This is a genomic window from Paenibacillus sp. CB74, from assembly GCF_055687625.1.
Window position 1 is genome coordinate 357,463 of sequence record NZ_JBVMUS010000002.1, and the last position, 19,618, is coordinate 377,080.

General features: G+C 37.9%; 26 protein-coding genes and 1 pseudogene. 4 read left to right on the top strand and 23 right to left on the bottom strand.

Annotated elements, in window-relative coordinates:
* Positions 1-435 (bottom strand): hypothetical protein, encoded by a 435-nt coding sequence (locus tag ACX9NY_RS31830; protein ID WP_472479583.1) that lies wholly within the window; start codon positions 433-435, stop codon positions 1-3.
* A gap of 735 nt (positions 436-1,170) precedes the next feature.
* On the opposite strand from ACX9NY_RS31830, the gene ACX9NY_RS31835 reads away from it, so the two are divergent.
* Together ACX9NY_RS31835 and ACX9NY_RS31840 are read left to right on the top strand one after the other, a co-directional pair.
* The gene (locus ACX9NY_RS31835; RefSeq protein ID WP_472479585.1) at positions 1,171-1,560 is read left to right on the top strand and encodes a hypothetical protein; all 390 of its coding nucleotides are present in this window, start codon (positions 1,171-1,173) and stop codon (positions 1,558-1,560) included.
* 144 nt (positions 1,561-1,704) lie between these two features.
* Complete coding sequence (locus tag ACX9NY_RS31840) at positions 1,705-2,787, top strand: DUF4238 domain-containing protein (protein WP_472479587.1); 1,083 nt, start codon at positions 1,705-1,707, stop codon at positions 2,785-2,787.
* A gap of 222 nt (positions 2,788-3,009) precedes the next feature.
* Here ACX9NY_RS31840 and ACX9NY_RS31845 read toward each other — a convergent pair.
* The 4 genes and pseudogenes from ACX9NY_RS31845 to ACX9NY_RS31860 all read right to left on the bottom strand — a co-directional run.
* Positions 3,010-3,199, bottom strand: a pseudogene (locus ACX9NY_RS31845) (ISL3 family transposase); the annotation flags it as partial.
* Positions 3,200-3,268: 69 nt separating this feature from the next.
* Positions 3,269-3,796, bottom strand: a complete 528-nt coding sequence (locus ACX9NY_RS31850) for a hypothetical protein (RefSeq protein WP_472479589.1) — start codon at positions 3,794-3,796, stop codon at positions 3,269-3,271.
* Between the two features lie 37 nt (positions 3,797-3,833).
* On the bottom strand, positions 3,834-4,232 hold the full coding sequence (locus ACX9NY_RS31855) for a hypothetical protein (protein WP_472479591.1): 399 nt from the start codon (positions 4,230-4,232) through the stop codon (positions 3,834-3,836).
* 548 nt (positions 4,233-4,780) lie between these two features.
* A complete protein-coding gene (locus tag ACX9NY_RS31860) occupies positions 4,781-5,461 on the bottom strand; it encodes a DsbA family protein (RefSeq protein WP_472479593.1) in 681 nt (226 codons plus the stop codon).
* 177 nt (positions 5,462-5,638) lie between these two features.
* On the opposite strand from ACX9NY_RS31860, the gene ACX9NY_RS31865 reads away from it, so the two are divergent.
* Positions 5,639-6,019 (top strand): hypothetical protein, encoded by a 381-nt coding sequence (locus ACX9NY_RS31865; RefSeq protein ID WP_472479595.1) that lies wholly within the window; start codon positions 5,639-5,641, stop codon positions 6,017-6,019.
* Between the two features lie 37 nt (positions 6,020-6,056).
* Here the strand turns inward: ACX9NY_RS31865 and ACX9NY_RS31870 are convergent, their stop codons facing one another.
* The 18 genes from ACX9NY_RS31870 to ACX9NY_RS31955 form a co-directional block, all read right to left on the bottom strand.
* Positions 6,057-6,236, bottom strand: a complete 180-nt coding sequence (locus ACX9NY_RS31870; RefSeq protein ID WP_264932588.1) for a hypothetical protein — start codon at positions 6,234-6,236, stop codon at positions 6,057-6,059.
* 15 nt (positions 6,237-6,251) lie between these two features.
* The gene (locus ACX9NY_RS31875; protein ID WP_472479597.1) at positions 6,252-7,121 is read right to left on the bottom strand and encodes an N-6 DNA methylase; all 870 of its coding nucleotides are present in this window, start codon (positions 7,119-7,121) and stop codon (positions 6,252-6,254) included.
* A 64-nt stretch (positions 7,122-7,185) separates the two neighbouring features.
* The gene (locus ACX9NY_RS31880) at positions 7,186-7,380 is read right to left on the bottom strand and encodes a hypothetical protein (protein WP_472479599.1); all 195 of its coding nucleotides are present in this window, start codon (positions 7,378-7,380) and stop codon (positions 7,186-7,188) included.
* A gap of 238 nt (positions 7,381-7,618) precedes the next feature.
* Positions 7,619-7,822, bottom strand: a complete 204-nt coding sequence (locus ACX9NY_RS31885) for a hypothetical protein (RefSeq protein WP_472479601.1) — start codon at positions 7,820-7,822, stop codon at positions 7,619-7,621.
* Between the two features lie 94 nt (positions 7,823-7,916).
* A complete protein-coding gene (locus ACX9NY_RS31890) occupies positions 7,917-8,147 on the bottom strand; it encodes a hypothetical protein (protein ID WP_472479603.1) in 231 nt (76 codons plus the stop codon).
* 13 nt (positions 8,148-8,160) lie between these two features.
* Positions 8,161-8,682, bottom strand: coding sequence for a hypothetical protein (locus ACX9NY_RS31895; protein ID WP_472479605.1), 522 nt, complete (start codon positions 8,680-8,682; stop codon positions 8,161-8,163).
* A gap of 101 nt (positions 8,683-8,783) precedes the next feature.
* Complete coding sequence (locus ACX9NY_RS31900) at positions 8,784-9,230, bottom strand: hypothetical protein (RefSeq protein WP_472479607.1); 447 nt, start codon at positions 9,228-9,230, stop codon at positions 8,784-8,786.
* A 234-nt stretch (positions 9,231-9,464) separates the two neighbouring features.
* A complete protein-coding gene (locus ACX9NY_RS31905) occupies positions 9,465-10,703 on the bottom strand; it encodes an RES family NAD+ phosphorylase (RefSeq protein WP_472479609.1) in 1,239 nt (412 codons plus the stop codon).
* 38 nt (positions 10,704-10,741) lie between these two features.
* Entirely contained in the window at positions 10,742-10,996 is a 255-nt protein-coding gene (locus tag ACX9NY_RS31910; protein ID WP_264932580.1) for a hypothetical protein, read from the bottom strand.
* A gap of 30 nt (positions 10,997-11,026) precedes the next feature.
* The gene (locus ACX9NY_RS31915; protein ID WP_472479611.1) at positions 11,027-11,419 is read right to left on the bottom strand and encodes a LytTR family transcriptional regulator DNA-binding domain-containing protein; all 393 of its coding nucleotides are present in this window, start codon (positions 11,417-11,419) and stop codon (positions 11,027-11,029) included.
* Between the two features lie 274 nt (positions 11,420-11,693).
* Entirely contained in the window at positions 11,694-12,047 is a 354-nt protein-coding gene (locus ACX9NY_RS31920) for a hypothetical protein (RefSeq protein WP_472479613.1), read from the bottom strand.
* A 162-nt stretch (positions 12,048-12,209) separates the two neighbouring features.
* Positions 12,210-12,353, bottom strand: coding sequence for a hypothetical protein (locus ACX9NY_RS31925; RefSeq protein ID WP_472479615.1), 144 nt, complete (start codon positions 12,351-12,353; stop codon positions 12,210-12,212).
* Between the two features lie 218 nt (positions 12,354-12,571).
* Entirely contained in the window at positions 12,572-12,700 is a 129-nt protein-coding gene (locus ACX9NY_RS31930; protein WP_472479617.1) for a hypothetical protein, read from the bottom strand.
* A gap of 36 nt (positions 12,701-12,736) precedes the next feature.
* Positions 12,737-13,183, bottom strand: coding sequence for a hypothetical protein (locus ACX9NY_RS31935; RefSeq protein WP_472479619.1), 447 nt, complete (start codon positions 13,181-13,183; stop codon positions 12,737-12,739).
* Positions 13,184-13,436: 253 nt separating this feature from the next.
* A complete protein-coding gene (locus ACX9NY_RS31940; protein WP_472479621.1) occupies positions 13,437-13,565 on the bottom strand; it encodes a hypothetical protein in 129 nt (42 codons plus the stop codon).
* 140 nt (positions 13,566-13,705) lie between these two features.
* Positions 13,706-14,299 (bottom strand): hypothetical protein, encoded by a 594-nt coding sequence (locus tag ACX9NY_RS31945; protein WP_472479623.1) that lies wholly within the window; start codon positions 14,297-14,299, stop codon positions 13,706-13,708.
* A gap of 226 nt (positions 14,300-14,525) precedes the next feature.
* On the bottom strand, positions 14,526-15,908 hold the full coding sequence (locus ACX9NY_RS31950) for a hypothetical protein (RefSeq protein ID WP_472479625.1): 1,383 nt from the start codon (positions 15,906-15,908) through the stop codon (positions 14,526-14,528).
* A gap of 205 nt (positions 15,909-16,113) precedes the next feature.
* Complete coding sequence (locus ACX9NY_RS31955) at positions 16,114-16,836, bottom strand: AbiU2 domain-containing protein (RefSeq protein WP_472479627.1); 723 nt, start codon at positions 16,834-16,836, stop codon at positions 16,114-16,116.
* A 192-nt stretch (positions 16,837-17,028) separates the two neighbouring features.
* Between ACX9NY_RS31955 and ACX9NY_RS31960 the strand changes: the two genes are divergently transcribed.
* Positions 17,029-19,581 (top strand): TPM domain-containing protein, encoded by a 2,553-nt coding sequence (locus ACX9NY_RS31960; protein ID WP_472479629.1) that lies wholly within the window; start codon positions 17,029-17,031, stop codon positions 19,579-19,581.
* Positions 19,582-19,618 lie beyond the last annotated feature (37 nt).

A 19,618-nucleotide genomic window follows, 5' to 3' on the forward strand; every position in this document is an offset into this window, starting at 1 on the left:
TTAGAATATTCTTTTTAATTGACCACTTACTTGAGTAACGGGCACAAGAATCTCGCTACTATCTTTTCTTAATGAATGCTGATTGATAGGAAAGATAGTCGCCAGATTGATATCATGTGTATACGTGAAACCATTAATCAAATTAACCCGATAATCATATTCTCCCTCTGCGATCTCAATTGCAGCAACGATCCCAATTGAATTCGATGTGTTAGTCTCATGATTAAGGTCTCCAGAGTAAATCACCCACAAATTATCGATTTGGGTGTAGAAGTAAACCATGTCTTGTAACTGACTACTCCGTAAGAGAGCATCCATAGCTGTCCCCAGAGTGTTTCCATCGGAGACTGGCACTAGCGTTTCCGAATGTACATTGTGAAATTGGTGAGATAAGCCGATGAAGGTTGGGGTGATGTTGTTTGATTCAGTTTGCATAATTTTCTCCTTTAAATGATTTGGGTTGTGATGAAAACGCAAAAAAGCGCTTCTCCCAGAGTATGATCGCAAAGCGAAATTCAACCATATGGTTGATCATAATCTCGAAGAAACGCTTTAAAGGTGATTTAAACATGATTCTTAACGCATGTCAGAATCCAATAAAAAAATAAAATATATGTTGATATCCTATCACATTAACAAGGAAAATTGAAGCTTGAAGTCAGCTTCGGGTGAAATGTACAAGAAATGGTATCTGAGGTATGATAATTATACGAAAATTCACCTGGAGGAATCAGAATTGTTTAGGAACATTATTGAACACAAATTAATGGAGTATCAATTTTATTTATGCATAATCATAGTAAGCATATATTATGCATGGTGCATAGATCTTCAATTTCTACTCGCATCCTCTTCATTGTTTGATATTAGGTGGCTGCCTTTCATTCTTCTTATTTTTAGTGGGATAGTGTACAAAATCTCTATACATCTAGCAAATCCACAAAAAAAGATGTTCGATTCTATAAGAGTAGTGAGGAAAACTATTCTGGACGAAGGTGGTAAGACTAGATTTGTGCAGCTTATGGATCAAACAGGTGAAAAGTTCTTAATATTAGTTGAATTTTCTGAAGGACATAGTGAATTGTTTACGGTTGAAAGAAAAGTGATTATAGAACGGAGATATGTTCCGTTAATAACATAAACAATATAGTTAACTTAGGGGATGATAAAATGTCTAATGACTTGATTGAACACAAACTAATAAAGTATCAATTTTATGCAGTCTTAATTTTAGTAAGTGTATTTTATATTTGGTGGGTCGATGATGTTCAATATTTATTTGAGATTATTCCATGGATAAGATGGATACCTTTATTGGTTCTTTTTATTTGTGGAATTACATACCTGTTCACAGCTCTCAAAATGAAGTCTGAGATTAATTTGGTGGATGCATTAAGTATGATTCATTCAACGATTCTGAAAGAAAAACGTGAAGTCGAATATATGCAGATTGTTGAACATGGATCAGGAACTTTCTCTATAGTCGTTACCTATAATAAAGATCTAAAGGAAGAATTTAAGGTCAATCGCAAGAAAATTATAAGCCGGTTAAAAGTTTAAATGAGCGTACAGCTCATTTAAACTTTTTTTGTTTGTTTTAATATAGGCATGATAGGATATCATTTATCAAGAGATTATGCATAATCTGAGTTAACCTGGTATACATCTTTTAGGTGAGATCAATATCATAGAGATTGGGTGAATATGATGGCTGAGAAAAACAGGCAACACTATGTACCTAAGTTTTATCTGAGGAACTTCTCTGAAAATAGAAAGTCTATCGCAAGCTTTAATCTATCTAGAGGATTGTTTGTAAGTGAAGCTTCTATTAAGAACATGTGTCAAAGAAATAATTTCTACGGAGCTGACAATCAAATAGAGAATTTTTTGGGTGAAAAAAATGAAACCCCAGCAGCTCTAATTATTCAATATATTCTAAAAACGAACACCCTTCCTGATGACCTAGAGGATTACTTAAATCTTATATTATTTGTTTTAATCAGTGAAGCGCGGCACTTGAAGACAGCCGATTCGCTCAACAACACGGTAGACAGTGTCCTGAAATCAAGCATCGAATTAAACCCTCAGTTTAAGGATGTTGATTTGGATAAATTTCAAATAACTTTAAATGAGCCAGCTAATTTGGCCATCCAACAAGCCATAGAGAGTCTTGAACTGGTCCTTGATTTAGAACCTCTATTAATTATAGAGAGAACGGGTGGGACAAGACAATTTATAACATCCGATCATCCTGTGGTCAGGTATAATTCATTTTATCTAAAAAAGAAGTATTACGGGGGATTTGGAAACATAAGTAGGGGAGCGCAATTCTTTATCCCCCTTTCTCCACATGTGTGCCTTCTCCTCTACGACCAGGACATTTACCATATTCCTCATCAAGACAATAATATTCTTTGGCTGAGAAAAGCAAAAGAAGTTGATCAACTGAATCAGCTATTTTTCTTAAATGCTCACAACAATGTATTTTGTGCTCATAAGACAAAAGAAGATTATATAAACGAGCTACACCGAAAGTGCCGAAATGATCCTAAAATAGCTGATCTAGATCGAGAGATCACTAAATTTACTTCATCCAAATCAAGTGATGGACACATAATACAATTTAGAAGCAACCGAGTAAGAAAAAACATCGACTTTTCCTGGTTGAAGTTTACTGAATTTGCAGAAGGTCTGAAACTGCCAATTCATATGGGGGGATTACATCGATCATCTGCTGCTATTCGTGAATATTTAAGACAACAAGATGAAGAGTACAAGATGAGCTAAGCGGGTTTTTCGGGTTCGGTGTTTATTTTATCTAATTCGCCGGTACCGCAACAAAAGTACAAAATAACAGGATATGGATCGCGCAGGAAACAGACAGCAAATTATAAGACAGTAAAAGTTTAAATGAGCGTACACCTCATTTAAACTTTTTGGGTATTCGGATTTTATAGTGGAAAAGGGCCTATAACTCACCCTTCTCCAATTTCTCAATCAAGGTGGAATTTGGTACTTTGGCTTACGTATCTTTGCAAGACCCTCTGTAAAGAGCATCTTGGCTCTAAGGGCTTCAAAGAAGTATCCTCTGCCCAAACGGTTCATTACACGTATAAGGGCTGTTCAGAGACTCCCAATTCGTCATGGCCTTTGTAAGAGGCTCAAAAGCAGATTGGAGTTCCTTTGGAATCTTTGCTCTGGAAGTCGTGTTCGTTTTTGGCAATGGATATGATGTGAAATTCTCTGAGGTTGAGTATATCCATAGTTATTATACGAAGTCCTCTGCTGATATCCAGCACGTTTCCGCACCATTGTCCCATTGAACATGTATGTCTTGAGTGTATCTATCTTCACGAGTCTCAATTACAACGCCTGTATCGCCAGAAAAGTAACCTCTATCCTCAAAACCTGAAGATGTAAGTTCTACTCGATCACCCTTGCGGTAAGTGGCATCAGCGATAATTGACCATTTACCATTTGCAATTTGGTTAATAGGCAGAATGAATTCTGTTTTACGAGTATCTGTGGTGGAACCATTCTCAACTACAGTGACGAAGTACAAAGAGTTATTCCGAAACCTCAGCACTTCTTTACCATCTTCATCGTGAAGCACAATCCATTCTAAATGAGTGCCTGAACGGTAAAGCTTTAGAACTTCTTCAAAGAACAAGTATTCTGTGGTATTCGGATTTTCGGCCCGCAAAAAGCTCTTTCCAGATCCTAACCTATTCATAATTGGACTGTTTTGAAGTTCTTCAGCCATATTCCCAAAATATTTTTGTGCGATATTTTCCATAAAGTCACCTACCTCCATATTTCTAAAATTTGAAATTCTAATTGTAACCTTTATTTATTGCGTTTAGCTTATTAAAATATTTGATTTCCTTCTTGAATACTTTATTTATCTTCTTTTCGAATAGATACTTTACTCGTTCTAGATTTTCAAAATATTTCACAGGGATTAATATTTCTTTTTGTCTGAATTCATCGTTAATTTTTCTAAAATTAAAAAAATGATAACTTAAGAAAATTTTCATATTTATTTCGTCCCCTAATTTTTTAGTCAACCAAGTTCCTTCTTCATCATCAACATAAAAATAAAGACTCTGGTTATTCAAAATGTTAATGATTCTCTGCTCAAATACAGGATCACTGTAACTGATCTTACATGTTAGTTGGATTCCCTTTATTTGAGATGCATCTATAGTGACTGAATATTCAAAACTAAACATTGTTCCAACTCCTTGGTATGTATTTATTGGAGAATTCTTTTTATAGTTATCAATTTTTGGATCTACCCTGAAGGATAGATCATACAATGTAGAAGAAATGCGATTTGATGGAAAACCATTTTACTTGGTTAAATTGAAACCTAACGTGCACGATCTTAAAGTCTCCAGCTCACCTCGGGGGAATAGTATAAGATGAGATAAACGGGTTTTTCGGGCACGGTGTTTATTTCATCCAATTTGCTGGTACCGGTACAAACGCACAAAATAACAGGACATGGATACCACAGGAAAACAGACAGTAACTAAGGTTATACCAGTGATGATCAGTGGCCTGGTAGTTCTTAATTAGACGAGACATCTTCATAGAAGAAACAACAAAACCTATGACAGCAAGTACCAACAATACGTACGTAATTTTAAGTCCTCCTCGAACGAAAACACATATAATGTTCTCTATTGTACCTGTACCTCTTGTAATCGAGTAATGAAAGTCAGCTCCACATGTAAGAACGAAAAAAGCCCACCAGCTGCAGGTGGGCTTCTTCATGCTATTCTATTACGGTATCGATTTGTCTAAACAAGTCCTCATAAGAGGAAATTCTGACAATTTGATCGTTGATGAAAAAGGTAGGTGTACCATTTACGCCGTAGTAGCCACCTATTTTGTAATCTTCCTTGACCTGGTGTAAGTAATCAAAATTCTTTAGGTTCTTTTGAAAGAGCTCCATATCGATCCCTTCCATGTTTTGCTCAACCAGGTCAACTAAAAATTTAGGTGTGGCCCATATGGTCGTTGGGTCACCCTGGTTTTGATATAGCAGTTCATAGAACTCCCAAAACTTCTCATTACTCTGTTGGTATATGGCTTCCCCAGCTATACCAGCAAGGTATGAATCACGATCAAGGAACGCGTAATTAGCAAAGTAGAACTGTACTTTACCTGTATCGATGTAGTCTCTCTTCAATGTTTGAAAGTGATCCGAAGACCAATTTCGACAAGCTGGACATTTGAAATCAGCAAATTCAATTACTTTAACTTTTGCTAAAGGTGACCCTAAGACAGGTTGGTTCTCATAGTTAAAACCGTCCACAACGATTTTCTCTTTATCTAGGGTATAATTCGGCAAGGTATCGAGTGAATCTTCTTTATTCATGAATGCTAGCAATATGGCCATAGCACAAACCACCATAACCGCTGCACATAGAATGAAAAGCCTTTTGAATTTCATCCTTAAAACTCCCCTTCTCAATTATACTTTGATCTTAAACATGTCCTCCGTTATTTGAAATGAAGTAGATCACTATAAAAAAATGGTGTGCAAATTATCTCTGGCCTTAATAGTGTAGTAAAATTGAGGTGAGAAGGAATGAAGTGATTGTAAATCGTTTAAAGGAAGTTGATACATATGGATGTTAATCGTATTTTTAGCTTGAAGAAACCTTGCGCGGATTGCCCGTTCCGGAAGGATGGAACCATGCTTCCCTCTCTTCATCCAAACCGGATGCAAGACATTATTCACTCATTGCACGAAGATCGCCCGTTTCATTGTCATAAAACCATTGATTACAACAAAACGGATAAAGTCGATCAGGTTGACGATGCTACCTATTGTGCGGGGTCGCTCTTATATTTAACGAAGCTAGGAGAATTCAACCTTCCTATGAGAATGGGCATCGCTTTAAAACTGTTTAATCCGGAGCTCTTATCTGGCCATGATGAAATTATCGACCCGAAGGATTACGACAATAACAGGAGAGTATCCGAAAGAAATGATCTCTCCGAATAGAAAAAGATCCTGTCAGTGACAGGATCTTTTCTTACTATTATTGTTTAACAAATCCTCCGAAATCAGATGTGCTCGTTGCATTACCTACATGGATAATCTCAGTATGTAAACTATTTCTACCCCATAAGTTACCCCACGTTTCAACGGCTTCTACTTCGGTTTCTTCGATAAACATATGTTTAATCTCACCATATGTTTTAAATGTAACTCTTGTCATCTTGATCTATCTCCTTCATGAGGTAATGAGTTCTTCGAAATTGAATACAAACTGCCCTTCTCCTTCAGGACTTATTGAGACCTGGATGGGTTCTGACTCCTCATCAAAACCTTTTACATTAGCTGGATAAGCAAACCATGGTGCATAAAATAGAAATTGGATCTTACATAATTGGGTAGCAATAAGTGAAATGTCCTGCGCATATGCTCTAAGATAATAATTGGAGGCAGGAAGTAATAACGCCCCACAACCAACACAAGGATCGTAAGCGGTTTGCTTTTTGTAATCCTCTGCGTTTATTCCTCCATACGTTAATGACGCCATCAACTGAGTTAATGACAGCGGTGTCGGATAATAGCCCATGCCAGAATGATACCCTTTTCCTGTTTCGTGCATCAGGGCTTCTGATAGATAATCAAAAGGATGATCAAGCACCTGGAATAAATCAAACTTTCTATAGTAATGTTCATTTAACTCTTCCGAAATTTTAAGTTCCTTCACATCGTACGTATTTAATGACCAAAGCAGCCACTCGGCAAAAGTATGAATGGTTGATTCCGGATGGTTTAAGCATGTTTCAAACATCTTCAGTGTTTGTGTAACACCTGTTTGGCCTTTACTACTCCAGGTAATCTGAGGGATAGGACCACTACCTTGAATCGTTCCCTTTGCGACTATATCCATCCAATAGTCCCAGCGGCCCCATAGTAAGCTATCGTAACCGTAAAGAAATGGAAGTAACCATCCCTTTTTAGTGAAAACATCTCTATGTGACTGTGGTAGACCATTTGTGTGTGTGGCATACATTTGAACATTATGTTGAAGCTTGTAAAGTTGTTCTTGACTGAATCGAGTTATATTATAATCCATCGTAAATTTCTCCAAGTGTTCCCCTCCTGCACGGGAGAACATGTATTTTCCCCGTGCAGAGGGTAAGAAACTATAAGATTTACTTGGCTTGGCGCTCTTCGATCAATCTTACGAGTTCCTTTTCAGGAATAGTCGTGAATGACAGTACGTCTTTGATAGAGAGTTCATCGTTAATTATTCCGTCTATCAGTGCATTCATATTCTCTTGTTCTGTGGTCTTACGGCTTTTACTTCGTAGTCGTTCAATGCGTAATTGATGTTCTTCTAAATCCATCTTCGATTCCTCCTTGAAATTGAAAAAGCACACTCCAAATTGGACGTATAAGTTGACTTTCACTTATATGTTCATAATTGGAATGTGCTCTAAAGGGCTCTCTCGCGCATGCAGGAGCCTAGAAATAATCTAATTTAATGTTTACATAGTAACATGGTTCATCAATAGAATCAAAAGATCACCTTTGTACATGGAAGCCTCATCATACAAGTTGTGGTTAATCTTTATATATGCGGTTTCATGCTTCATCAGCAAACATACTTCCAAAACAAGGTCCACAAATATTTGAAATAATTAGTTCTCTATCGGCAGCAGACAAGTAAGGAAACGCATGCTGGGCATTACTACCATTTTGATAGCTTTCAAGGTCAGATTGATTAATTTTGATTATCTTCTCATTCCTGCACACAGAACAGGTTACTTGCAAATTTGTATTTAGCATTTTATTGTACACTCCATTTTTAGTTTTCCATGCCACTTTTTCGAAGTTGACTCTCCACACATGATGATGTCATTAGCTTTTGAAAGATGCCAGCTCATGCTTTGGCAAGTCTAATGGAGATGCAGGTTCCATTCATTGTGCCAAGGTGCGAAACCAGAAAGCCCTTAGTGGTGTAATGATCTGTTGTGTAGATCCTTTTACGGTTGTTATAAGGCTCTTGCAGTGTGATAACACCTAATGTGGAAACGTTTTTTACAAGCGCAATCGTGATATCTTGTTTGAAGACTATCTCGATGTTATCCCCTGCTTTAATGTTCTCTAACATGAGTTCCTCCTGATTATTTTTCGTATTTGGCTAAAATTGTATGAGCGTGTGAGAGACATTCTTCCACATTAGCAGCTTTCTCTCCCTGTAGTACTTTTTCAAACTGATCAACAACCCAGGCTAAGGCTTCTACCTCTTCTGGGATATCGAATTCCTTGTTGAGATTGTTTAAATGTGGGGGTTCTGGATCACTGGTCATTAAAGGCTCAGGTATGATCTGAAGAAAATCTATCTCTGAGTCGTGATCAATATAGAAAGTTTCTAGTTTATTCGCTGGATAGAATCTACTTTCACTCCAAGTGAGTGTTGGATGATTTTGATGATCCCGAAAGGTAGGTTTTTCATGCTTTTTGTTATATTCTTCGAATTCAGAAAAATCAAAAGTAAGCCGATAACAGTCATTCTCAGCATCACTCATGTTAACCAATCTAGCTTTCATGTTTTCATCAAAGTCACATTCAGTTATTTCAATCAATTTGTTGAACATCACAATTGGCTTGTCATTCCGTATCTCGAATAGTTCATCTGCTTTCATATAACTCACTCCCGAGTGATAATTTGGATGTAGTATTAATTAATTGAATTATAGCATTATCCGCATTTACCAACACTCATACTCTTGTTACTTTCATCGATTTAAAATGAGCCGATGCATGTCCAATGATCACGCGGATAACGTTGTTCAATTCGGAACAATCCCGCTTCATCCTTTATGAGGGATACGCGGATCTCTTCACCTTTTCCTTGAGGAGAAAATCCAAAGTAATGGTAATGTTGATTCGTTTGTCGTAACAGTCTTATTCCCATGTAATGAAGGTCATTCAATAAGATTTCAGACGCGTTCGCTTCCGACAAAAGTTCTCCCTCGGGAAGGAAGTAAATATCATAGTACCCAATACGGCCCATGGACAATGGTCGATTAACCGAGCTTCGCAGATCTTGCATTTTTTCACTCAAGGGTGAGCCACTTCTCTCAATATAGAAGCACAGCGCTAGATACTCTAATCCAGTCATTTGTAACGTTGTCCCGTTTAACAGATCATTGATGAGTTGATTAGCTTTCTCCTTCTGCATAGTTTGCATGTGAATGTTCCTCCTTGGAATTTAGCAATGGGTTGTGAAAATCCGGGAACGACAAAAAAACACATTCACAGTCTAATCTCCGGAAAAAGGTAGAATTTCACCTTTGGGTGATTTAGACATGTAAATGTGTTTAATTTGGAATGGCTAGATGACGCGTGTCGTAGCCTATAATTGTCGTTTGGATTTAATAGGCTTATCGTATCACGAGATCATGTTACAGACAAGATACAGGGGTCAAAAGTGGTGTTCAAGGTTCTTTTTGAATTCCCGTTTTTGCATGGAGATATTAAAAGTAAGGTCATAGGTCTCCACTTTAGCAGATGGAGTCAAATCAAGTTCAATCTCCATGTTAAACAAGGCATAATTAGTATAGGCAATTTTCGAAGTACCCTCATGAACACCTTTATACACTACACCATCGTATCCGATCTTGTTACAACAAGCGCCAATAAAATTCGGTAGTAAGTAGGATTCTTTAAAATTACTTTCATCTAAAGTAATTTCATTAAAAAAGCCAATAAAGTGAGAATCAAAATGGCCGATATCGAATAGCTTAAATTCTTTCTTCGTAATTTGGAATGTTCCGATATCTATGGACTGGTTATACTTGGGCCGCAGCTCGTAGGGAATAGCTTCCTTTTGATCTGCTGCATAGAACACCGGCACACCAATAGCGTTATACCGCCCATGAGAAGACTTACCAAGTGGAGCCGCCCCCAGTTGATGGTACTCAAATTGCTTGGCAAGGCTATCGTGGGCACGTCCCCTATACAATGTTTGTTCTCCCTGCTTCACCACAGTATAATTCTCATACTTGAAGTGTTCCTCAAGGATTTTATAAATGGCGTTCCCTACGGGATGATCACTTCCGAATAATGGAGACTTCTTGAGGTGATTTTTGAAGTCCAGTAAATCGTCTTCAAAAATCGTTACATTATATTTTTTTGCAAACTGAAAGAATTTTTTCCCATCAAAGCCCAAGAGAAAATCACGATTAGTGAATACCTCATCCGTCTGTTTGAAAATACCGGCTTCTGGATTATTACCGGTCGCTGGCTCTCTCCCATACCCGCATTTACAGTTGACCAGGTCGGTAATAGCAGGAATCAGTTCATCTGGAACATGTGCTTCATGAAGATACTCGCCAACGGATCTACCGAATATACCTGTGTCTACTATGAATGGCATTTCAGCGCTCATACAGTGTTCGCACTGCTGAATGTCGCTTCCAATGATATCAATTAACGTCCAAGTCACATCATAAGGTACGGTTAACTTGTGGAAATTTTGCCCGATTTGAATGTGATCCTCGCATAATGAACAGACAAATTCGTCATTCACCCCAGCCTGCAAATCTTGGACGTATTTTTCATAGTTTGCGATGGGCTTCCCATGATAATCAAACAACCCAAAGAGTTTGGTTCCACATGAAGTGCACACGACTCCATTATGTAGCTCAAAAATTAAATCCATGGAGAATGATCCCCCCTCTCTTTTGCAACAGCTACCATCTACAATGGGTAGGCTTGATAAAGTTTTCTCTTAAACTCCTGGTTCTCAATCAGAAAAAACTGCTTAAGGATCTGCTGCCCATCTTCAGACCAAATTTTGATCTGCCAGTCCTCACTAATTTCTACACTGTTCCCGTCGAACATCTTTAGCGACTCAAGATGGAAAGTAACAGCATTGTACATGACACTTTCTTCAGAGTAATCGACATCTTTGCAATCTAAGATGTCCAAATCAAATAAAGTCACGTCAGCCATAATTCACGCCTCCATACATGCCTCATACTACTATTTAATAGTTAGCAGGTTTTTCACATCATCCAGTTTTCTCATCGAAACGGGAACGGTGTCTCCGTTTACTAATTCCAGTTCGCTGTTGTCATTCAATTGTTTCGCGTTATTCAGATTAACGTAAATACCGCGATCAACTTGAATCAGTGAGAGATGTGGAACCATGTAGGATGCTGATGGAAATGCCAATATTTCGTTGTCCATTGTTTTGATCTCATAGAGATGATGTTTTCGTTCTCTTTTGATATACAGTACGTCATCTTGAGAAATAAGGTGTGGCGTGTAGAGCGTTTCATCCTCTACGGGCTGGTCTGGGTCTAGTTCCTTGAGGATTTCAATACGTTTAGGATCAGGTGCCTGTGTGGTCATGCTAAAAACTTGAATTTGCATAGGATTAACCTCCAAAGTGTTCAATTATCTTAGTATCATACTATCTGGACCAGACCATTACTAGCTAACTTAATCATTTTCAGTTTAATTCTTTTGAGCAAACAATAATCATTCGGAGGAGTTTATTCTTAAAGATAATTTAGCCGGCGAAGACCCGAATTTGAATGGGAGATTGTTAAGATGGATTCAACTCTTTAGTGAAGCTTCTCTTTATGAAATATAAACACAAAAAAGGATTTGCAAGAGCAAATCCTTTTTTGATGTTAAAGAATATTTAAAATGCACAGTAACCAGCGAGTTTATTGTATTTTTCATTTTCATTATTCCGTACTTTTTCAGTAATGATATCGTTATATCTTTCTACAGCACTACGGAGATCATGTTTACCTCGAACTTCAAAAACAGTATTTGTATCACTGACCGTTTCATCACATTCCAATTGGTTGTCTTTATTGATTCGAATTGGAAATAATGCTGTTGTTGTAGAAAGAGAATCAAGAGGGCAAACAAATCCATCAACTGTTACCACAAATCCTCCATTAGGGCTATATCTTTGACCACTTGGGAAGTAGTTTATGCCTTCTCTGTTCTTGAGACTCGCGATGATTGCCGCTGTATCTTTTCTCATTGTTTCCCTCCACGATTTGGATTTAATATACTTTCAACTTGGTGGCCGGCATTAATTAAGTGGTCACTGATAAATATATCACTGTCATCTTTCAGGGAGGAATATGGCATTATAAGTTGTAATTTTCTCATAGATCTTTATAGCCTTCAATATGTACCAAAACTACTTCAGTAGATTAGCATTAACCAGTTGTATAACGTACCCATCAACCTCTTCAGCCTCATCTAGAATGTTAGCGTAAACACCAGCCCGAATAGATATCTCGATGGACGTATCCCACATTTCGACTACAAATAATTGCACCATTTCATGCCCCCCTAGCTTTCTATGAATGAGGTCGTGAGATCAATCACCAGTATGTTGAATAAAACGTAACGCTTGATGATTCATCGCTAGTGTCTGTTTTAACTGTGATATAAGATCCCCTTTTATAAGAAAAAGATCTATTTCAGTTTCAACTAAAGGCGAACTAACAAAATCCACATTCTCTGCTGCATAGCTGGATTGATACAGCCAATACGAACTTATACCCGCTTCATGGCTTTAACTACAACAGTTTTCAAGCCATCGTCAGTTTTATCAATTACAATACCAGCACAGTTGGACATTTCTATCTGAGAAGTATCCAAAGCATACAATTTTTTATGTGTCATAAATTAAACCTTCTCTTTTGAAACTATGTTATCTGATTACCTATCCAACCACCGAAATCTTATATGGGGGTTCGCAGTTAACCACGAAAAATATCGATTGAGTTTTTTACTCAGGACTTCTTTCTCTGTCCATGCTTTATCATACTCAAACTTCAAAGCATGATATTGTTCATAGAAAACATCTTTGATTCCAAGGGTTGTATACTCAATTTGCAGGAAATAGATATCTCCGCTTGTAGTAAAATTTTTGTCCTGGATACATAGAATCTTTCCAGCACCAACTTTAGTTAAACCTTCAAGGAACTCATTGTATAATTCGGTGAGTTCATCTGCTGAACCAGCTTGTAATATTTGAATACATTTTTCCTCTGTAAGCATGTTACTCCATGCGTCATGTAAAGCATGCGCTTTTATCGACACAGCGCTGTACTCTTTAAGTGCATCTCTACTTTTCTTAATACGATCAAGCCATCTGGATAACATAAAAGGCCTCCTATCTACATGTGATGTAGTACTGCAATACTCATTCCATTTTAACATTGATTTTGTTGCTTAAGGCTACAACCAATTATGAAAGAGGTACAAAAGACAGTCCACCTTATTCTAAAGTCAAAACCTAAACGAGTAAATAGAGACAATTGTTCCTGAATAGCCCTCGCTAGTTCAGTTCTAGGTAAGAAGCTTGATCTACACGTCTAAATTTGTTGAATAGTAGATAGAATCTTACAACGACGAGTTAATGATCGCCATGTTCATCCCTCCTCGCTGGTTTTAGAGCGTCAACAGCCTTAAACAAAACCCAAGTTAAACCTGTGCAGATCAAACTTGTTACGACAACAGTAACAACCATTTCTATAATCGTCATACCTGATAATCCCCCTTTTTTCCTACAGTTCGTTAGAGCAAAACTTCGCTTGGAATGCAGGTGCACACACGATAGACAGCCAAACTATAAATTCCTCCAGGGGCTGGAAAGAAAACCCTCAGATTTTCTTTAATATCGTTTCAAAGATAAGCCTCTAAACGCCGTTCACGAGAGGCCAATATAGATTTTTTCATCCCTTTTAATTGATCCTTTGCTTGATCTACACGTCTAACTTTGTTGAACAGTAGATAGAATGTTACAACTGACGCACAGGTGAATCCTAAAGCAATATAGCTTTGTATAGGATCTAAAAAACGGATGACGATTATGTACGTGAAAACAATAAGTGAAAAAATTGCCATAATGATTGCCTGGGCCTTACCTGAGGGCACATATCCTTTGGGGTTGGCCTTCTTTACTAAATAAGCATATTCAGTTATCTCTGAATACATCTTTGGAAGTGACGATTTCGATCTAGCGTAATCTAAAAACTCAGAAAACTCAGGATACTCGAGTTGAAAGACAATTTGGTTAAGGGGATCATCAAAATATTGGGAATTACTAAATGTTGATTCAGCCATCAACAATAATTCTTCTTGGTTGAGTGGTACTCCCAATAAATGATGTTCGACCTTTAACTTGTCGTCAATCCACATGTATCCTCTCAAGCGTGTCTTAATATAATCCAAGTCAGTTAGTTCATTGAATAATCCTTTTGCCTCATCGAGTCCCATAAGGGTCCCTCCCATCATTTTTTCTCTATAGCTTGTATAACTCGAAAATAGAGTGAATGAATAAAATCAATCAAAGTATATAATAATCGAGCCGAGTCGTATAATTTTGAGTTTCTAGATTCGAATGTGTCTATGTCTGGTAAGGTTCATCTAAATAAATCTGTTCATATGTATAACGACAACAACAGAAACAGCAGTAACCCCACGGTCACTGCTGTTTCTGTTATTAGCTAATTTTTGAGTTTATACCCTTCTCGATGTCAAAACTATTACTTTGGGGTGACTTTATAAATTCATGAGTCTCAATCACATTCCGATTCGTTTCCATCATATACATAATAAACTCTAATGAACATTGAACCTGGTCCTCTGGCGATAAATCGTACAGTGGCATCTGTTTGAATCTTATATCTAATTTTATTTTGGCTTCGCCCTTGATCCAGTGATGATTCAAGGTAATTTTAATATCATTGAATAGCGTATTAGCCTCGTTAACTTGTTGTTGGACATAGGACAGCCGGTGTTTAGATAAAGCTCTCATTTCACGTTTTGCTTCTTCCAGTGCGAGAACAACTTGTTCATAGTTCAATTGGAGTTGGTCTTCTCTGTTTTCTGCATTTTTTCGGAGTGTCTGGGTTGCTTTAAGTCGTTCCAGGTCTCGTTGTAGTAATTGAAGTCGATGTGATTTGTCCTTTTCAAATTCTAAAACCTGGGACTTCCAGAATTCTTCCTCGTTCTCTATCTGGGATTTCAATATTGTGCCCTCGTGTATTAAGGATTCACAGTGCTTCTTAATAGATTCCAGCTGTTTTACCTCACCTGCAGCTTTTAGTTCCTTCCAGTCATCTACACGGCTGCGATACAACGTCCCCAGCGATTCTAATTCTTCCTTCCATTCAATAAGAATATCCGGACGAGCGGGTCCATCTTCCAGACAAATCTCCTGCATTTTCAGCATTAGCTTTTCTTGCTCATTTTTTAGGGCTTGTTGTGTATCAGATAGGCATGAGGTTAGTTTTGCTTTTGCCATTTGATTCTTTGCGTCTATCACGTATGTTTTGGATTCATTCACATAATCTCGTAATATCTCCAACTGAGTGAAGATAGCTTCCGGGGTAAGATGATCCTCTTTAGTGGGGGCTTCATTATTGTTAGGGCTGTGGGATACATCGAAAAGAAGATTAGTAATGGCTGTTTGAAATTTAGGGATGGTTAGGGAGCTAAAATACATTGGGGAGAGAATTCCGAGTTGTAAGTCGATGGGCTGCATTAAGGAGTTGATGTCGTCCTGATTGATAGGCCTCTGATTCAAGAGCAAAGTCTTTCGTCTGAAGGAAGTCTCTCGTACAATCTCAATATGGTTGTCTGGCTGATCTGAATGCCTCCAGGTGGTTTTAACACGTATCATATTATGTTCGGGGTGTAGCAATCGTTTTCGGATACCCTGTGTCTCTCCTCGTCTGTCACAGCCCTTTAAGCACCATATGATGGCTTCTGTGACATCTGTTGATGTGCTGGGGGTAAGAGTAGCGAACGAATCGTCATTTATTTCAGAAGACCAGTACCTGAATCCTTTGAAACCTTGAATTTCAATGTGTAATAGTTGCATACGTATGACCTCCAGTGGATTATTTGGACACAAAAAGCACTATTCACGTTCTACAGTCAGCATGAGGAAGTTGGGATTCCAACTTAAATGCTAAATAGTAAAAGTAATAGTGCTTCGTATAAAACCTTTCGGCGCGTGCCTAAGGACAAGGGAAATAATAGATATAATGTTATTATACTCTAGCATGTATTAAGTTCAAGCAATTCTACACTTCTTCGAGATCATCCATCGATATTCTACCGGTCTTAGATGGCATTAACCCAGCAGCCAGGAGGTTTACGTTTGTTTCTCTTATGTAGCCTTGTTTGTAGTATGCCATCGCTTCGATAAGTTTGATCACATCAGTTGCATTTTTTGCAAATGGATCTAATTTTCTTCCAAAGAAAGCTTGGTGGTAGTGATTTAAAACCCTGTGTAGAACCACAAAAACTTCTCTCAGATCGTCAAAAGATATGAATTTGTCCTCAATAATCTGTTGTCGGTCTAGTTGATAAATGGGGTCAAGATGTGCGAATTTTTTATTACGGATATACTGCACTTTAGATAACACTTTACCTTGTCTTCTTAATTCCCTTTGATGACTGGCTTTATAAATTTCAGTAATTCTATTCTTATGACGAAATAAATCTTTTGAGTTGTTGGAATCAAGGATTAACGTATAAATAGTTCCAACAGCTTCATCTTTGTGGTCGATTAATTTTGTGAGATTGATAAATATGTCACTAATTAACGCATCAAAAACAAGGGTGAAGAAACCGGGTGAAATTTCACTCATTAATTCATTATGAAGATCACTTACCTCTGTCAATTTACAATACAATTCAAATTTTGATCGAACCAATACATAATCATCAGCTATAAGGTTTAGCATTCTTTCAAACTCTTCCTTGGTGTAGTCCAGAAAGACCCCTCCTCTTATGTATTTCAAGCAATTCACATCTTTACTGGATCAATACATCCAGTGTAAATCTATTTTACAGGAATAAGAGTTCGGTTAACAAGACAATATCATTAGTCTATGTCAGTGCATAATTTCAGATGATCCCCTCCAATATTTGTCGTCTCGCATCGATAAAGATACAATGTTCCCACAATAACAATGATCAATGGAGGAATCGCTTTGAAAATTAAAGTACATGGATGGAGTAAATGGATCGTTACTCTTGTAGGGACACTATTAACGGCATTTTTGGTTATGCAGATCCTTTTTCCACTAACAGCAGCTGCTAGCCAAATTCCAGCTAAAGATGACCGGCATGTGTATGACCGAGGGGAAATGTTTTCAGCCAGAGAAATACCTAGTATTGAAGCGGCCATTCAAGAAGCCAAAAATCTCGATTACTATGTGGTTACGGTCTCTTCGTTTGGAGATCTATCCGCAAATGATTATGCCTCACAGCTCTATGACTCTTGGGGGCTCGTTCCTTCTGATGTGCTGACGGTCCTATCTAAAAATGACCGGCGAATTCAATTGTACTTTAGAAATCCGGAGTTGCAGTACAGACTAGACCAGCTACCTGCTAACTATGCAGGAACAGGTTATGAATCACGATCAGTCATTGACCGTTTGGTTGGAAAGAACTTCACTCCTCTAGCGAAACAAGGAAAGTTTGCCGATGGTATCAAGGCACTTGTTCAAGAAACAGAAAAAATATCTAGCCAGGATATCGCAGAGACTTCTCCCCCGCCGGTTGTACCTGAGACAAGTGGGCCGAATGATGCATCACCATCTCAAGAGATGGCCGTTGAAGATTTAAAACAAAGCCTTCTCCATTATTTGAAGTGGGTAGGCTTAATAGTACTCGGTGGGGGATGTCTGTTCGTCATGTTTGTTTTACTTATGAATTTACATGACATTCAACAACGAAATGAGAAATTAAGAGAAAAGGCTAAAGAGGTTTTAAAGATAATTCATTCTGCTGGCCTTAGAATAGATTTACTGCTGAAATCTTATGACGGTCAGAGAGCGGTGGAAAAGCTATCGGAATTAAATAAGGACTTCACCAATCTGAAGGACCGAGTTGAACATTTACTGAATGGTGTAAAAAAGGGGAAAGTCTTTGCCCCCTTCGTGTTTACTCCAAGAACAATAGAAGCTACTTACGAGGAACATGTTAAGTTTATTGGAAATTATGAAGTTAGCCTTAAACGGATCACAAAAAAGCTTGAAGTGTATGAACAGTTTGGGATATTAGCTGACGAATCTATGGCCAAAGTAAACCTGATGGTCCATACCTTAACGAAGGATATTGAACAAATCTCGTATCAGCAACAAATAAACCTACAACAGTTACTCGATACGGTGACGCATGAACAAAGCACGAGTGAATATCTGCATGCTCAAGCTCGTGAGAACCTAGAGGATGTATCAACGGATCTGGAGAATGCCACCCAGCGATTACAGACCATATCGAATTTAATTCAAGAACTGCCTGAATTACTTGAGACTATACGAGACCTACCAAGAGTACTAGAGAATAAAAATCGGGAATTGATTCGACAGGTAGAGCGGAAGAAACTCGATGTCAATTTTGATCCCTTCAGGGACTTACATCAAGCAATGTCCAAAATGAATTTACTGAATAGCAAAGTCGAAAATGGTCACTGGAAATCTGCTAAGCAACTCCTCAATGATATTGATGATCTATTACTTAAAAGTGACAAAAGGCTTGAGAAGCGTCTTGAACTTTTTAAAGAAGTGGAACTGGGCATTGAGGCATTACACGATCATGTGTCTAACTTCCATTTTGACGAGTCGAGATATCTGAGTGAATATGTAGCGGTTAAACGAGACTTTGACGTAGAAACCTTAAACCTAATGGAAACAAGCCATGATTACATCCTTCAACAACATAAGCACGTCTGCAATGTGCTAAGAAGTTGTGAATTATTGTATAGTGACAGACGGATCATGGAACTGGAAACCGAACTAAAAAGTGTATTTGTTATTATTGATAAAATAGATAATCTGAAGGATACCATTCTGAATCAACATGAATCTTGCGAGACAAAACGTGAACAAATCAAAGCAAGTCTCGCTAGTTATCATGATCGATATACAACTACGTTCTCAAAACTCAATAATGACGTGGGTGTAGAGCAATTAAGGTCTTCTTCCATCCTGGATATATTGAAGCGTGTTGATGAACAGTTTATCGCTCTGAGCCTATCCTTGGATACCTATCCAGTTAGACTGAACCAGACACATGAATCCTTTGTTCAATGGAAGGAACAAGTGGAGAAAGCTATAAATCAAATGGATGAGTTGTTATATCAACGTAAGAAGGCTAAGGAAGTAATTAGAAGTGTGAGTGATCGCCTTGATGCAATATCAGCTAAAGGTCGTAGACAAAGCTCAACACATGTTATTAATACGCACACTCAGAACTCTAAGGATAGCCTACAGAACCTGAATCAACTATGGAACATGGGTTTGTATGCCCAGGTAATTCACAGCTTCTCAAATGCTGAGAGTAGTCTTGATCAACTAGAGCGTGCCCAGCCAGAGGCCGCTAGACAAGAAGTCTCGAGACAGAGTCAGTCAAGCAGCTACTCATCGCACTCCAGCAACAGCTCAAGTGTTGGTAGCAGTTCTTATTACACGAATAGCTCTTCCGGTTATGATAGTGGATCTAGCGATAGTGGTAGCAGTTCTGGTGGTGACAGCTGGTAAGATTGAGTAGAACAATACAAGAATCTAATTAAGACCA